The 14,479-nt window shown below is 66.8% G+C and carries 16 protein-coding genes; all 16 read right to left on the reverse strand.

The window, feature by feature from the left end:
* Window positions 1-58: 58 nt before the first annotated feature.
* The 16 genes from KFK14_RS23240 to KFK14_RS23315 all read right to left on the reverse strand — a co-directional run bounded on the left by KFK14_RS23240 (window position 59) and on the right by KFK14_RS23315 (window position 14,404).
* Window positions 59-1,201 (reverse strand): EscU/YscU/HrcU family type III secretion system export apparatus switch protein, encoded by a 1,143-nt coding sequence (locus KFK14_RS23240; protein ID WP_212609321.1) that lies wholly within the window; start codon window positions 1,199-1,201, stop codon window positions 59-61.
* Window positions 1,202-1,204: 3 nt separating this feature from the next.
* Window positions 1,205-1,987: a flagellar biosynthetic protein FliR gene (gene fliR / locus KFK14_RS23245; RefSeq protein WP_212609322.1), complete on the reverse strand. Its 783-nt coding sequence runs from the start codon at window positions 1,985-1,987 to the stop codon at window positions 1,205-1,207.
* Window positions 1,988-2,000: 13 nt separating this feature from the next.
* Window positions 2,001-2,273 carry a flagellar biosynthesis protein FliQ gene (gene fliQ, locus KFK14_RS23250; protein ID WP_212609323.1) on the reverse strand — a complete coding sequence of 91 codons (273 nt, stop codon included), beginning with the start codon at window positions 2,271-2,273 and terminating at the stop codon, window positions 2,001-2,003.
* Window positions 2,274-2,377: 104 nt separating this feature from the next.
* Window positions 2,378-3,271, reverse strand: a complete 894-nt coding sequence (gene fliP / locus KFK14_RS23255) for a flagellar type III secretion system pore protein FliP (RefSeq protein WP_425516641.1) — start codon at window positions 3,269-3,271, stop codon at window positions 2,378-2,380.
* Window positions 3,272-3,320: 49 nt separating this feature from the next.
* Window positions 3,321-3,608 carry a FliO/MopB family protein gene (locus KFK14_RS23260; protein WP_070157849.1) on the reverse strand — a complete coding sequence of 96 codons (288 nt, stop codon included), beginning with the start codon at window positions 3,606-3,608 and terminating at the stop codon, window positions 3,321-3,323.
* A 44-nt stretch (window positions 3,609-3,652) separates the two neighbouring features.
* Window positions 3,653-3,991, reverse strand: coding sequence for a flagellar motor switch protein FliN (gene fliN, locus KFK14_RS23265; RefSeq protein WP_070157850.1), 339 nt, complete (start codon window positions 3,989-3,991; stop codon window positions 3,653-3,655).
* Between the two features lie 24 nt (window positions 3,992-4,015).
* The gene (locus KFK14_RS23270; RefSeq protein ID WP_212609325.1) at window positions 4,016-4,888 is read right to left on the reverse strand and encodes a flagellar motor switch protein FliM; all 873 of its coding nucleotides are present in this window, start codon (window positions 4,886-4,888) and stop codon (window positions 4,016-4,018) included.
* A 51-nt stretch (window positions 4,889-4,939) separates the two neighbouring features.
* Entirely contained in the window at window positions 4,940-5,578 is a 639-nt protein-coding gene (locus KFK14_RS23275) for a flagellar basal body-associated FliL family protein (protein ID WP_212609326.1), read from the reverse strand.
* A gap of 18 nt (window positions 5,579-5,596) precedes the next feature.
* Entirely contained in the window at window positions 5,597-7,639 is a 2,043-nt protein-coding gene (locus KFK14_RS23280; protein WP_212609327.1) for a flagellar hook-length control protein FliK, read from the reverse strand.
* Window positions 7,636-8,061: a flagellar FliJ family protein gene (locus KFK14_RS23285; RefSeq protein WP_070156391.1), complete on the reverse strand. Its 426-nt coding sequence runs from the start codon at window positions 8,059-8,061 to the stop codon at window positions 7,636-7,638. The genes KFK14_RS23280 and KFK14_RS23285 overlap by 4 nt, the downstream gene beginning before the upstream one ends.
* The gene (locus tag KFK14_RS23290) at window positions 8,058-9,389 is read right to left on the reverse strand and encodes a FliI/YscN family ATPase (protein WP_070156390.1); all 1,332 of its coding nucleotides are present in this window, start codon (window positions 9,387-9,389) and stop codon (window positions 8,058-8,060) included. The genes KFK14_RS23285 and KFK14_RS23290 overlap by 4 nt, the downstream gene beginning before the upstream one ends.
* A complete protein-coding gene (locus tag KFK14_RS23295; RefSeq protein WP_070156389.1) occupies window positions 9,386-10,027 on the reverse strand; it encodes a FliH/SctL family protein in 642 nt (213 codons plus the stop codon). The genes KFK14_RS23290 and KFK14_RS23295 overlap by 4 nt, the downstream gene beginning before the upstream one ends.
* A complete protein-coding gene (gene fliG, locus KFK14_RS23300) occupies window positions 10,020-11,039 on the reverse strand; it encodes a flagellar motor switch protein FliG (RefSeq protein WP_070156388.1) in 1,020 nt (339 codons plus the stop codon). The genes KFK14_RS23295 and fliG overlap by 8 nt, the downstream gene beginning before the upstream one ends.
* Window positions 11,032-12,768, reverse strand: a complete 1,737-nt coding sequence (gene fliF / locus KFK14_RS23305) for a flagellar basal-body MS-ring/collar protein FliF (RefSeq protein ID WP_212609328.1) — start codon at window positions 12,766-12,768, stop codon at window positions 11,032-11,034. The genes fliG and fliF overlap by 8 nt, the downstream gene beginning before the upstream one ends.
* 3 nt (window positions 12,769-12,771) lie before the next feature.
* Entirely contained in the window at window positions 12,772-13,131 is a 360-nt protein-coding gene (fliE, locus tag KFK14_RS23310; protein WP_070156386.1) for a flagellar hook-basal body complex protein FliE, read from the reverse strand.
* A 13-nt stretch (window positions 13,132-13,144) separates the two neighbouring features.
* Window positions 13,145-14,404 (reverse strand): sigma-54 interaction domain-containing protein, encoded by a 1,260-nt coding sequence (locus KFK14_RS23315; protein ID WP_212609329.1) that lies wholly within the window; start codon window positions 14,402-14,404, stop codon window positions 13,145-13,147.
* Window positions 14,405-14,479: the final 75 nt, after the last annotated feature.

The raw sequence follows: 14,479 nt of genomic DNA on the forward strand, positions 1-14,479 counted from the left end.
ATCTGACAGACAAGGATTAATTTTCTGCAACCAGACGGACTTGTCTGAACGGACAAAATTATTCCGCCATTTTCTTTCCGTCCGCGTCGAACCGCATCGCGTCCGGCACGGTAATGAAGGGGCGATCCATTTCGGTCGCCATCTTGTTCTCGACGCGGAAAACGAAGGCCAGCACGGTGGCGACGGCCATATAAAGCGCCTCGTCGACGATCTGCCCGGCGCGCGACGTGAAGTAGATGGCGCGGGCCAGTTCGGGATATTGCAGCACCGGCACCGATTTCTCGTTGGCGACGTCGCGGATGGCGGCGGCGATCAGGTCGCGGCCGCGCGCGACGACGACCGGCGCTGCGTCCTTGCCGGGATGATAGCGCAGGGCGACAGCGAAATGGGTCGGGTTGGTGATGATGACGCTCGCGTCGGCCACGGCCTTGCGGGTCGAATTGTTCATCACCTCCAACTGGCGGCGGCGAATCTGTCCTTTGACCTCCGGCGATCCTTCCTGCTCCTTATGCTCGTCGCGCACTTCCTGCTTGGTCATATAGAGGCGCTTGTTCCGCTGCATGATCTGCGAGGGCACGTCGATGCCCGCGATCACAAACAGCGCGCCCGCCATTGCGACGCAGGCCAGGATGAACAGGCTGCCGACTTCCGCGATGGCCGGCTCCAGCCCGTTGCGACCCATGCCGATAATCGCCGTCAGCCGGTCCCACACCAGCCAGAAGCCGACCGCGCCCAGCAGAGTCACCTTGGCGATCGACTTGGCCAGCTCGATCAGCCCCTGGAGGCCGAAGATGCGCTTCACGCCGGTCAGGGGGTTGAGCTTGGACGGCTTCACCGAAAAAGCATTGGGCCGGAATCCCAGCGACCCCAGCAGCGCAGGCCCCGCAATCGCCGCGGCAACCGTCGCCAGCAATATGCCGCCCACTGGCAGCGCCACGACGCCAAGCAAGGTGTAGAAGCGGGCCGAGGGCGAGAAATCCACAACGTCGCGATGGTCGAACCGCAGCCCCTGCGTCAGCATATGAGCGATGGCGTCGAACAGCGACGGCCCGGCAATCGCCAGCCACGCCGCGCCCGCCATCACCACCAGTGCGGTGGCCAGATCGCGGGACTGGAGGAGATCGCCATTCTTCGCGGCTTCGGAAAGCCGCTTGGCTGTCGGTTTCTCGGTCTTTTCGCCACCGCTCTGATTGCCCGCCATCGGTCAGTTCCCCGACGCTATGGCTTCGGCGGCCTCAAGGCCGGCCCTCAGCGAATTGGCGATGCCCTCGCCCATCACCGGCGCGGCGATGGCGAGCAGGATGATCCCGGCGAGCAACGCGACCGGCATGCCGACCGCGAACAGGTTGAGCGACGGCGCGGACCGCGCCAGCATGCCCATGACAAGTTGCACCAGCACCAGCGCGAACCCCACCGGCAGCGCAATTGTCAGCCCCGCGCCCAGCAGCGTGCCGCCGAACTGAACGAGGTTCCACACCGCGTCATTGGACAGCATCGCCGCGCCGGGCGGCAGCGCCTGATAGCTTTTGACGACGAACCCGACGAGCAGCAGATGCCCGTCCATACCGAGCAGTAGGAAGGTGGCGAGGATCGACAGGAACTGCCCCACCGCCTGCGTCGACTGGCCCGACTGCGGATCGACCATCGCGGCGAAGCCCAGGCCCATGGTGTTGCCCACCGTCTCGCCCGCAACAAAGGCGGCGGCATAGCCGATCTGCAGTGCGAACCCCATGGCGAGGCCGCACAGCACCTCGCCCATGACCAGCATGATGCCCTGAAAGCTGGCGATGCCATCGGGCGGCAGGACGATCTTCACGCTGTTGAGCGCGGCGACGCCCAGCGCCAGCGCCAGGATCAGCCTTAACTGCACCGGCACCGTCGGCGCGCCGAAGATCGGCGCGGCCAGAAACGCCGCGCCCGGCCGGATCATCGCGATCAGCAGGACCCACAGTTGCGCTTCGACGCCGACGAAACCCGGAGCGATCATGAAAGGCGCGCGATCATCTGAGCAGATCGGGGATGCGGGCGAATATCTCGCGGGTGAAGTCGGCGATCAGGATCATGATCGATCCGCCGAACAGCGCCAGCATGCCGCCGACGATGATCAGCTTCGGCACGAAGCTCAGCGTCGCCTCGTTGATCGACGTCGCCGCCTGGATCATGCCCAGCAACAGGCCCGCGACCAGCGCCGGAAGCAGGACCGGCGCCGTCGCCAGCGCCGTCACCCACAGCGCCTGCTGCGCCAGCCCCATGAAGAAATCGCTATTCTCCATCGCCTAGAACTCTCGCACCCGTTCGTGTCGAGCGTAGTCGAGACACCGCGCGCAACGTGTCTCGACTACGCTCGACACGAACGGAAGGGGGCAAAAATGGTCCGTCATGTCGCGAACGAACTGGCGAGGGACCCCATCGTCAGCGCCCATCCGTCGACCAGCACGAACAGCAATAGCTTGAACGGCATGGATATGATCGTCGGCGACAGCATCATCATGCCCAGCGCCATCAATGTCGATGCAACCACAAGGTCGATGATCAGGAACGGCAGGAATATCATGAAGCCGATCTGGAACGCGGTCTTGAGTTCGCTGGTGACGAAGGCGGGCAGCAGGATGGTGAAGGGCACATCGGCCGGGCTGCGGAAGGCTGGCGCCTCGGCCAGCCCCGCGAACATCTTCAGGTCATTCTGGCGCGTCTGCTTGCTCATGAAGCCGTGCAGCACCTTGCCCGCGCGGCCCACCGCCTCCTCGATGGAGATCTGGCCATTGCCATAGGGGTCGAACGCCTGCGCGTTGATCTGGTCGATCGCCGGCCGCATCACGAACAGCGACAGGAACAGCGCGAGGCCCACAAGCACCTGGTTCGGCGGCGTCTGTTGCAGGCCCAGCGCCTGGCGCAGCAGCGACAGGACGATGATGATGCGGGTGAAGCTGGTCATCATCAGAACGAGCGACGGCAGCACCGTCAGCAGGCTCATCAGGATGAGGATTTGCAGCGAGAGCGAGAGCGAACGGCCGTCGCCGGAAACCTGACCCAGCGCGCGGGTCAGCGCGCCGGACGTATTGCCCGCCCCCGGCGCGGCAGGCGCGGCCTGCGCAAAAGCGGGATGGGCGAAGGCGAAGGCGATAAGGACCGCCAGCGCGACGCACACAAACCTCGTCACCCCTGCTAGGGCCGACCTACACCCGTTCGGGCTGAGCTTGTCGAAGCCCTGCCCTGTTCTTGAAGTGAAGTGCAGCCCTTCGACAGGCTCAGGGCGAACGGACGGTGTCATGCCTAAGCACAGCCCGCGCATGGGTGACGGTAAAAATGAGGCCGGGACGTCACCGAACACGCTCGATGCTCCTGGCGAAGCTTTCCTTCGCGTCGCTCTCGGCGATTTTCTCGATCTTGCCGCGCGTAACGGAGATCAGCAGGCGCTTGCCCTCAAATTCCACGACGGCGAGCTTGCCGAACGTGCCCAGCGGCAACGCTTCCACGATTTTCAGGATGCGGTCGCCCTGTCCGCCGATCATGCCGGGCTGATATTTGCGCCACAGCCACAGCGCGGCGAAGGCCATGCCGCCGACCAGCGGCAGCAGGATAATCAGCTTCACGAAATACCAGAACATCTACCCGTGCCTTTCAACCGGCCGAAGCCGTGATCAAGAGGGTGTCAGCCGCGCCGTTCCACTCCGGCCATGCGGGCTTCGGTGTTCGCCACCTCGACCACGCGGATGCCGTAGCGCCCGTTGACGGTCACCACCTCGCCCTTGGCGATCAAGGCTCCGTTAACCATGATGTCAAGCAGTTCGTCCGCCTGACGGTCCAGTTCCACCACGCTGCCTTCGGCCAGGTCCATCACCTCGGCCAGTTTCAGGCTGGTCGAACCGACCTCTACGGTCAGGCGCACCGGTATGTCGGACAGGGTGCGGAAATGGCGGTTGGCGGCCATGCGGCCGATCCCTTCGCCCACCCGGCCCTCAATCTTCGGCGCTTCGCTCATATCACTCATTGCTTCTGGTCCCGGTCTTTCGCGTTAATTCAGTTTTTCGATCATGAAGGCGGCCCGCCCGTCCTGCTCGCCGATGCTGCCATGGGCGACGATGCGGTCGCCCACGATCAGCGGCAGGCTGCGGTTGATATGCACGGGGATGATGTCGCCCGGCTGCAATCCCATCAGTTCGGACAGCGACAGGTCCGGCCGCGCCAGCACCGTACGGGCGGGCAGGCGGATGTTCGCCATCTGGCGCTCGATCCGCGCCTGCCACACCGGGTCGATCTCGCTGCTTTCGTCATGGACCTTCGGCGCGCCCATCAGCGGCTCGATCGCGCGCAGCGCGGCCAGCGGGAACAGCAGTTCCACCGGGAATTTCTCATTGGCGGTCAGGTCAATGGTGAAACGCTGCAGCACCATCTGGTCGCCCGGCTGGATGCCCGACGCGAAGCCCAGACCGGATTCCCGCGCGATCTGCACGGCCTCCAGCGTCAGCGTGTCGGACCAGCAGGCCACCAGCGCCGTCATGAACCCTTCGGACAGGCGCATGATCAGCCGTTCTTCGGTGGGCGTGAATTCGGGGCGGGAGGGCGCCGGGCGATTGCCGGCCCCGCCATAAAAGCGGTCGACCAGCGTGGAGATCAGCCGCGCATCCATATGGAGCAGCGTGTTCCCCTTCAGCGGCAGCAGGCGATAGACGCCGATGCTGGCCAGCGGCTGCACCTTCACGGCCCAGTCGCCATAGTTCACCAGTTCGACGGGAGCGGACGTGACGGCCGGCTTGCACGCCGCCATCGGCTCTATGATGTCGCGCAGACCCCGGCCGAGCTTGTCGCCCAGCCGGTCCAGACCCGACAGCATCACGGGAGGCTGCGCCTCGCCGCGGCCAAAAGCAAATGGTTGAACGTCGTCCATTACAGTCAGTCCCCTGTCCGATACCAAGGGACTGACCCGGCGGCGGACCCCCTATTGAATAACGAAATTGGTAAAATAAACGTTATCAATGCCGCCGTAGCCGGTCTTTTGCTTCAAAACGCCGTTAATTGTCGACTTAAGTCTGGCCTGCAGCGCCTGTTTGCCCTCCGGCGTGCTGAGCTGCGTCGCGCCCTGCTGCGCCAGCATCATCAGAATCGCCGACCGAATCGCCATCTCATGGGTGGTCATCGCCTGGATCACGCGGTTGTCATAATAGGTCGCGACCGCGATGGAGATCTGCGCGAAACTGTCCGTGTCGACCATGTTCGACGTGAAGGGGGCCTGCACCTGGAAATAGGTCGCCTGATATTTTGACGGGTCTCTGGGGGCGGGCAGGTCGATGCCCTTGCCGGGCTTGTGGCCGGGACCTTCGGGCGCGCCTTCCTCATGCGCGGCCTTCGCCTTGGCGGCAAAGCTGTTGCCGATTTCTTCGGGATTTTCGCCCGCCAGCACCAGTTGCGGCTTGTTGAAATCTTCTTTGGGACCGGTTTCGTGCGCGCTGAACGCGCCCGCCGCATACAGGCCACCGGCAGCGCCTGCGCCGCCGATCACGACCACCAGGGCCGCAAGCATGATGATCTTCTTGCCTTTGCCCTTCTTTGCGGGCGCCGGTGCGGCTTCTTCACTCATCGTCTAGTCCCTCTTGGATCAGGCGTAACGCGCGCGCCGTACTCCGTCCTGCGCGTCATCTCCGCGCTGGTCCGACGGTCCGGCATGGTTAAGAACGGCATCGCCGCCCGAAACTTTACGCCCCCCCTGCTGTCCATTGCCCTGCCCCTGCGCATTGGCCTGGGAAGAACCGTTCGACTGGCCCTGCGACTGGGAAAATGCGGCCTGCGTCCCGCCCTGATTCCAGGAGGATGCGCCGCCATTATTATTGCCGCCATTCTGGTTACCGGCCCCGTCGCTGCGCGCGGTTTCGGCGACATTATGCACGCGCTCCACCCGCACCTCATGCACGCGCACGGCGGACAGTTGCGCATCGGCCTTCAGCCTGTCGCTGTCCTGCCGCAACGCGCTCTCGGCGGCCGCCGTCTGCACGGTCAGGCTGATTTCAGCGCCCAGATCGCCATGGCGGATGTCGACCCGCATCGGTCCCAGATGTTCGGGCGACAGGCGGAAACTGCCCTGGCCCGTGCCCGACGCCAACGTCGCAATCTCCTTCGCCAGCCCGTCGATCCACTGACCGCCGGAACTCATGTCGATCACCTGCTGGCCCAGCGTGGCGGACAGGTCCGTCACTGGCTGCGTCCCGGCAGTCACGGTTGGAAAGGCGCTCGCCAGAGAGGCTTGCATCGCATGGACCGTAGGAACCGGCCGGTCGGCGCTGGCGGCCTGTTCGGCCGGGCGGACCTCTGCGGCGTGCGGCGCGGCTTCCGCCTTCGCCGACCCCTTGGGCGCGTCATAGGCCGGAACGCCCGGCGTCGCGCCGCGCTTTTCCGCCGGAGCGGCGGCGGCCATGCGCAGCAGCGCCGTCGCCTCGCCAATCGCCGGCGCGTCCGTCTCCATGGCGGGCAGCGCCGCTGCCGGAGCATCCTTGGCGGCGGCCTGCGCGACGACGGTGGCGGGGTGTCCGCCAGCCGCCTGCACTATGGCCTGGGGTATCGCCGCGGCGGCGTCGCCGGGCTGCGCTGAGGCGGCGGGCGTCGCCACCGGCATGTCGGGAGCCTCCGCGCGCGCCGCCGTAACCGACGCCCTGCCCGCAAGGCGCAAAGGCATCGCGGCGGGCGGGGTTGTCCCGGCAACGGTGGACATCTGGGCGGCGGCGCTTTGCGCGGCCGGGCTAGGCAAGGGGCTGGCCGTTGCGGCGGCCCCGGATGCATCCGTCGCCACCCTGTCGCGTCCAGAAGGCGCGCCCTTCGGACCGGCGGACTGCCCAGCCGCGCCCGCACCGGCTGCAGCAAGCGCGGCCGCGCCAGAGGGAACGCCGGACAGAGCGCCGGACAGGGGCGCGCCCGGCTGAACGCCCGATTGGGCGCCAAATTGGTCGAATGCCCCGGAAACGCCCGCTGCCGCGCGATTATCCGCAGTGGTTCCGCTATCCGATTTGATATCTGCTATATTTACCGAACCATTTTTCGCGCCGTTGCGGCCCCCGCCGACCGTTGCGACGCCGTCAACCGATGCGCCGCCCTGCCCCTGCTTGGGAAGCGGCGCAGGCGTTGGAGAGGCCACCGGCGCGGCCGCCCCGCTCATCGCAACCGCGGCCTGCCCATCGGCCGCCGGGATGGCCAACGCAATCGCGGATACACCGTCGCGTTCAGCATCGCTTTCACCCATGCTTTCGGACTGGCTTTCACCGCCCTCGGCCGGGTCATGATCGACCACCGGCAGCGCCTTGCCGCCGGCCGGTTCGGCGCCCGCCGATACCGTCGCATTCCGTATCGCCTTTGCGCCCGCAACCGGCAGGGCGATCTGCTGCGCCAGCGCCGCTGCGGTCTGATGCGGCAGGGGCAGCGCCCCGGCAGCAGCGGCGTCCTGCGCTGGATCGGCCGCGCCATCGCCGACGACCGGCAAAGCAACGGGCGCGCCCGGCATGGCCGCACCGGCGGCTCCGGGGGCTGGCGTCTCCATCAGCGCGGCGAAGTCTGCGGCCCCCGCGGCCTGACTGGCGGCTTGGGTCTGCGCTGCATCCTTCGCCGTTTTCGGCGTCAGCAATGCCATCAGGTTCGTCAGGACGTTCATGCTCATCCTTCTTCTCTCATCTGTGTGCGGCGGTAGCGAGGCAGCGCCTGCAGGCGCATCTCGAACTGTTCGTCCAGGGCCGCACGGGCGCGGTCCTTCAATTTCTGGGCGATCTCGCGCTCGCGGTTCGCCTCGATGCGCTTGCCCTGCCGGTCCTCGACCTTGCGGTTCGCATCATAGAGCGCGCCGTCGAGCTGCCTGCCCGCCTGCTCCAGCCGTCCGGCCAGCTCGCGATAGGCGGCGAAGGACGCGCCGGTCGCCAGATTCTCGCTCTGGAACAGGTCGGCGCGCACCCGGCTGAGGCGCGCGGCATTGTTGGCGATGGCGTTCGCCTCGTCCTGCGCGCGCACGGTCTCGGCAACGGCCATGGCGTGCTGCACATGGCGGACGCGCACGACGCGGTGGCGGCGGTCGAGCAGGCCCTTCATGCGCCGAACTCGGAAACAAGGGCGGCGATGGACGTGTTGAGGTCAACCCGCCCGCGCTGGTCCTGCCGCAGAAATTCCAGCAGGTCCTGCCTGCGGCTGACGGCCTCGTCGATGACCGGATCGTTGCCGGGACGGTATGCGCCCATCAGGATCAGGTCCTTATTCTCCTCATAGGCGGCCCAGAGGCGGCGATAGGCTGCGGCCGTCGCCAGATGCTCGTCATCCACCACATCGGCCATCACGCGCGAGAGCGACTTGCCGATATCGATGGCGGGGAAGATCGCCTGTTCGGACAGGTGCCGAGACAGCACGAAATGCCCGTCGACGATCGCGCGCGCGGCATCGACGATGGGATCGTCCGTATCGTCGCCATCGGCCAGCACGGTATAAAGCGCCGTGATCGACCCGCCTGAGCGGCTGTCCACGCCCGCGCGCTCGACCAGCTTGGGGATCAGCGCCAGGGCGGAAGGGGGATAGCCCTTCATCGCCGGCGGCTCGCCCAGCGCCAGGCCGATCTCGCGCTGCGCATGGGCGCAACGGGTCAGGCTGTCGATCAGCAGCAGGACCTTCTTGCCCTGCGCCCGGAAATATTCGGCGATGGCCGTCGCCCGCGCGGCGGCGCGCAGGCGCAGCACCGGGGGGTGATCGGCGGGGACGGCGACGACGACGCTCTTGGCCATCATCCCGCCCGAAAGCTTTGTCTCAAGGAAGTCGCTGACTTCGCGCCCGCGCTCGCCGATCAGGCCCGCGACCACGATATCCGCCTCCGCGCCCGCGATCATCTGGCCCATCAGCACCGACTTGCCGACGCCCGACCCCGCGATGATGGCGATGCGCTGGCCGCATCCGGCGGTCAGCAGCGCATTGACCGCGCGCACGCCCAGATCGAACGGCTCGGTCACCCGGCCCCGGTCCAGCACATTGCCGCGCACGCCATTGAGCGGCCAGATGCCGCCGGCGATCACCGGCCCCTTGCGGTCCAGCGGCTGGCCCATCGCATCGATGACCCGGCCGATCAGCCCTTCGCCGACCTGCACCATATTGGCGGCGCTGTCCGGCTCGACGCGCGCGCCCTTTTCCAGCGGCGCATCGGTGTCGAGCGGCACCAGCAGCGTGCGGTTGCCGCGAAAGCCCACCACCTCGGCCCGCGCCAGCGTGCCGTCGGCCGCGATCACCTTCGCCCCCGCGCCGATCGGCCGGGTGAAGCCGGTGACTTCCATCATGCCCGCATCATGGCTGACCAGACGCCCGACATGGCGCGGCGTGTTGTTCTGGATGCCGATATGATCGAACAGATTTTCGGCCTGGGTCAGGGCGGCGCGGATCACAGCTTGCCCTCCATATCGTCCAGCATGGCTTTCAGGCGGGACAGGCGCACGTCCGGGCCGTCCTCGATCCAGCCGTCGACCGTATCCAGCCGCACGCAGCCCCGCCGCATCTGCGGATCGGGCACCACCGGCACGGCGATGTCGGCATTCTGCAGGAAGGGCACGTCGACCGGGTTCACATGCAGCGCATTTTTCGCGTCATTCTCGTCGATGAAGGCGGCAACCGCCTCGCAGCGCTGGCGCAGCAGATCCTCGTCTATCGCCACCTGCCCGACAATCTGTTCGACCAGCCGGACGACCGTGGCGGACAGCATCGTCGCCAGCGTGCCGCTCTGCGCCGGGGCAAGCTGCTCCAGCGCGTCGGCCAGGCGCATCTGCGCCTCGCGGTCGTCGGCCGCGGCCTCCGCCGCTATCCGGCTGCCTTCCTCGAAACCCATGGCGAAGCCGTCGGCATGCGCCTGATCGACCGGATCGACGGCATTGGCCGCATCCTGATTGGCGGGCTGGCGGACGGACATGGCCTGTCCATCGGCGAACAGCGCGCGGAAGCTGCCCCGGTTGCCCGCGGCGGCATAGCCGCTGATCCCGACCTGCTGGATATCCTGTCCCGCGCTGTTGGCGGCCCAGAGGTTAGACAAAATCGTTCCCCTTGCCGCCCAGCATCAGCGTACCGGCGTCGGCCATGCGGCGCGCGGTGGCGACGATCGCCTTCTGCGCCTCGATGACCTCGGCCAGGCGGATCGGCCCGCGCTCCTCCATCTCGTCGGCGATGGACTGCGCCGCACGGCTGGACATGGCGTTGAAGATCTTGCCCTTGAGCAGTTCGTTCGCGCCCTTCAGCGCGACGACCAGCACTTCGTTGTCCACGCCGCGCATCAGCGCGCCCATATTCTTGTCGTCCATGTCGATCAGGTTGTCGAAGACGAACATCTCCTCCTCGATCGACTGCGCGATATTCTTGTCCCGCTTGGCCAGCGCCTTGATAATGCGCTGCTCATTCTCCTTGCGGACATTGTTCATGATCGCCGCCGCTTCGGTCGTGCCGCCGCGCTGCGACTGCGTGCCCTGCGACTTGACCGCGCCGCCGCGCGAGAGGAGGACCTCCAGCTCGTCCAGCGCCTCGCTGCCCACCGGGCCGAGCGTCGCGATGCGATACACCACTTCTTCCTGATGCTCCGCGGGCAGAAGCTGCAGCACATCGGCGGCGACCGGCGCCTCCAGATGGGCCAGGACCAGCGCCATCACCTGCGGATGCTCGCAATCGATCAGCGCCGCGATCTCCTTCGCCTCCATCCACTTCAGCATTTCCAGCTTGGTGGACTGGGTCGGCGGGGTGATCCGCGCCAGCATATTGTCGGCCCGTTCAGGACCAAGCGCCTTGTGCATCGCGCCCCGGATATGCTGGGTCGCGCCATAGCCGATGGTGGTGCGGCGCTTCGCCTTGGTCACGAAGCGGTCGAGGGCCTGGTTGACCTCCTCCACCTCGACATCGGCGACATCATACATGGCGTAGCCGAGCTGGCGCACTTCTTCCGGTTCCAGCCGCGCGAGTATCTGCGCGGCCTCATCCTCGTCGAACAGCATCAGGAGGACGGCGGCCGCAGCGCTACCTTGCAGCGGATTGCCGTCCTGGACCGGACCCTCAAGCATCCTGCTTCTTCCCTTCTTTCAGGAGGTCACGGACGACCAGGGCAGCCCGGTCGGGGTCCTGCTTGACGAAATTCTTGATCAGGCTGGCGCGCGAGGCATAGTCCGGCGTCGCCGAGATCATGTCGAGCGTCACCGGGCGGGCCGGATCGGCCTGTGCCGCGCGGGTCAGTTCAGTGGCGATTTCGCGGCCGATCTTCTGCCCCTGCACGGCGGTATCGGCCGCCGATGCTTCCTTGGCGGCGGCGCGGCGCTTCAGCAGCGGGCGGCCGATGCCGAGCAGCAGGACCAGCACCACGGCCAGCGCGGACAGGTTGCGGACCAGCATGGATACCCAGCTCGCCTCATACCAGGGCGTCGTTACGTCGGCGACCTTGGCAAAGCCGCGTGAGGACAGGGCCACCGTGTCGCCACGGCTCTGGTCGAAGCCGACCGCGCCCTTCACCAGCGCTTCGAGAGCGGCGATTTCCTGCGCCGAGCGCGGTTTGCCGGCGGCATCGGTGTCCAGCGCCACGGCGACCGACAGGCGCTTGACGGTGCCGACCGCATCCTTGGTGACGGAAACCTCGCGGCCCAGATCATAATTGCGGCTATAGCTTTCCTCGGTCTTGTTCGCCGGACCCGTGGCCTCCGTTCCGGCGGCTGCCGTGGCGGCAGGCGTCGCGCCGGGCGCGGCGGCCGGATTGGGGTTGTTGGCCTGCGCGATCGGCGGCGGCGGGGCCTGATTGGACAGCGCGCCCGGAATGCCTCCGGCTTCGCCGCCCGCCGCCTTGGGATCGGCGGACCAGCTTCCCTGTTCGCTGCGCAGACGGGATTCGTCCTGCGGATAGGTTTCGCGGGTCGCCTGACGCTCGGCGAAGTTCATGTCCGCATGCACTTCGGTCGAAAATTTGTCAGCGCCCAGGATCGGCGTCAGCAGCGCGACGACGGCGCGGCGATAGCGATCCTCGACCTGCGCCTGCACCGCGATCTGGCGGTCGGAGGCGGCGTCGCTGTTGTTGTTCGACAGCAGATTGCCATTCTGGTCGACGACCGAAATCTGGTCGGGCGACAGTTCCGGCACGGATGAGGCGACCAGATGCACGATGGCCTGCACCTGCGCATCGGACAGGCTGCGGCCGTTGGCCAGACGCAGCATGACGGAGGCGGAGGGCTTGGTGCGGTCGCGCAGGAAGATGCTGGGCGCTTCGACGGCCAGATGGACGCGGGCGCTCTCGACCGAGTCAATCGCCTCGATCGTGCGGGCCAGGTCCATTTCGCGGGCCGAACGCAGCTTTTCGCCTTCGACGGCGCGGCTTGCGCCCATCGGCAGGCTGTCGATCATGCTGTTGCCGTCCGGCGCGCTCTTGGGCAGGCCCTGGCTGGCGAGCATCATCTTCGCCTTGAAATAATCGTCCTCCGACACGGTGATCGCGCCGGAGTTGCCGAAATTATAGGCGATGGCGTTCTTGTCGAGCACCTCGGCCACGGCCGCCTGATCGCCATCGGGCAGACCGCGGAACAGGTCGCGCTGCGGCGGTTCGCGCAGGGCCATCCAGGCGAGGCCGGCCGCGGCGACAACCCCGAGCAGGCCGAGCATCGGCAGGCTGCGGGTGATCGCGGGCTGGCGGAAGAAGCCGCTGATGCGGTCCTTTACGCCATCAATCCCGCCCCGGCCGGAGCCGAGCGCGGGGAGACCGCCGGAGACGGCAGCGCCGCCGCTATTGTCGAGGGTGAGGTTATTGTCGCTCATCGATTATACCGGCATGCTCATGATGTCCTTGTAGGCGGACAGGAGTTTGTTTCTGACCTGAAGGGTCGCTTCGAACCCGATCGAGGCCTGCTGCTTGGCCAGCATCACCGAGGCGATGTCTGTGGTTTCGCCACGCTCAAAGGCGGTGGCGGCTTCATTGGCGTTCGCCTGAAGACCGTTGACCTGCGTCAGCGCGGATTTGAGCGCGGAGGTGAAGTCGCCCGCCTTCGTGCCGCCCGCCGCGCCGCCGACATCGGCTGCGCCGGGCGCGCCGGTCGAGGCGACGTCGCGCAGGGCCGCATTCTTCTGCAGGATGGCGTTGCGGATCGCCATCACGCTGTCAGTGCTGGATATGCTCGTCATGACCTAGACCCCCTCAGGCGGCGGCAAGTTCGCGCATTTCGGCGAGCCGATAGCGCAGGGTGCGTTCCGAAATTCCCAGTTTCCGCGCGGCCATCGCCTTGTGCCCGTCGGTTTCGCGCAGGGCGTGGCGGATGGCGTCGATCTTCGACATGCGGGCGACGTCCGCCAGGCGGACCGGCGCGCTGTCATTGCTTGCCGGGGCCATTGTGGTGGTGACGGGACCAGCAATGTTCAGGTCGCCGGTGTCGATGCGGGCGCCCTCGCGCAGCACCATCGCGCGCTGCAGCACATTGCCCAGCTCGCGGGCGTTGCCCGGCCAGCTATGCGCGGTCAGCCGGTCCATCGCCTCGGCCGTCGGCCAGGGGAAGGCGTCCTGCGTACCCATCTGCGCGAAATGGCGCAGCAGCAGATTGGCGGAAATGGCGGAAATGTCGCGGCGGCGCTCGGCCAGCGGACGCAGTTCCAGCGGCATCACATTGAGACGCCAGTAAAGGTCGCTGCGGAACCGGCCCATTTCGCACTCGGCGGCCAGGTCGCGGTTGCAGGCGGCGATGACGCGGACATTGACGGGCACCGGATGGGTCGCGCCGACGGGAAGGATTTCGCCTTCCTGCAGCGCGCGGAGCAGCTTGGCCTGCAGGGCCAGCGGCAGCTCGGCGATCTCGTCCAGGAACAGCGTGCCGCCATCGGCGGCCAGGAACAGGCCGTCCGACGCCGCGGCCGCGCCGGTGAAGCTGCCCTTGCGGTGGCCGAACAGCATCGCTTCCATCATGGTTTCGGGCAGCGCGGCGCAGTTGACGGCGATGAAATCCTTCTCGGCGCGGTTGCTCTGCGCGTGCAGGAAGCGGGCCATGCCCTCCTTGCCGGTGCCGGTGTCGCCCTGAATCAGAGCGGTCGCGTCGCTCTTGGCGATCCGGGTGGCCAGGCGCATCAGCTTCGCGCTGGCTTCGTCGCCAACGGCGGGCATGCCGGCCGGGCGCACCAGTTCCGTGACCAGCGCCATGCCCAGGCCCGCATCGTCGATGCCGAAGGCGATCCGCGCGGGAAAGCCGTTGGCCGCCGCATGATAGCTCGGCGCGCCGTCGCGATAGTCGATCAATATGTCGCGATGCGTGGCGTGCGCGATCTCGGTCATCAGCAGGATGCGGATGTCGCCCTTTTCGCGCGGCGAAGCGGCGTCGACCGTTCCAACCTCGATCAGAGCGTTTTCGAGCCAGAGCTTCAGGCTCGGAACGAGCCTGCAGACGCTCAGGCTCATGTCCAGCATTGACATGAACGGTCCCCGCTATGTTGCGAAGTCCGGTACCCCCGTACTTTCCTTCGCGCCTTTCGATGGGGTTAATCTGCC

This window comes from Sphingobium phenoxybenzoativorans (assembly GCF_018286635.1).
GTDB classification, from domain to species: Bacteria; Pseudomonadota; Alphaproteobacteria; order Sphingomonadales; family Sphingomonadaceae; genus Sphingobium; species Sphingobium phenoxybenzoativorans.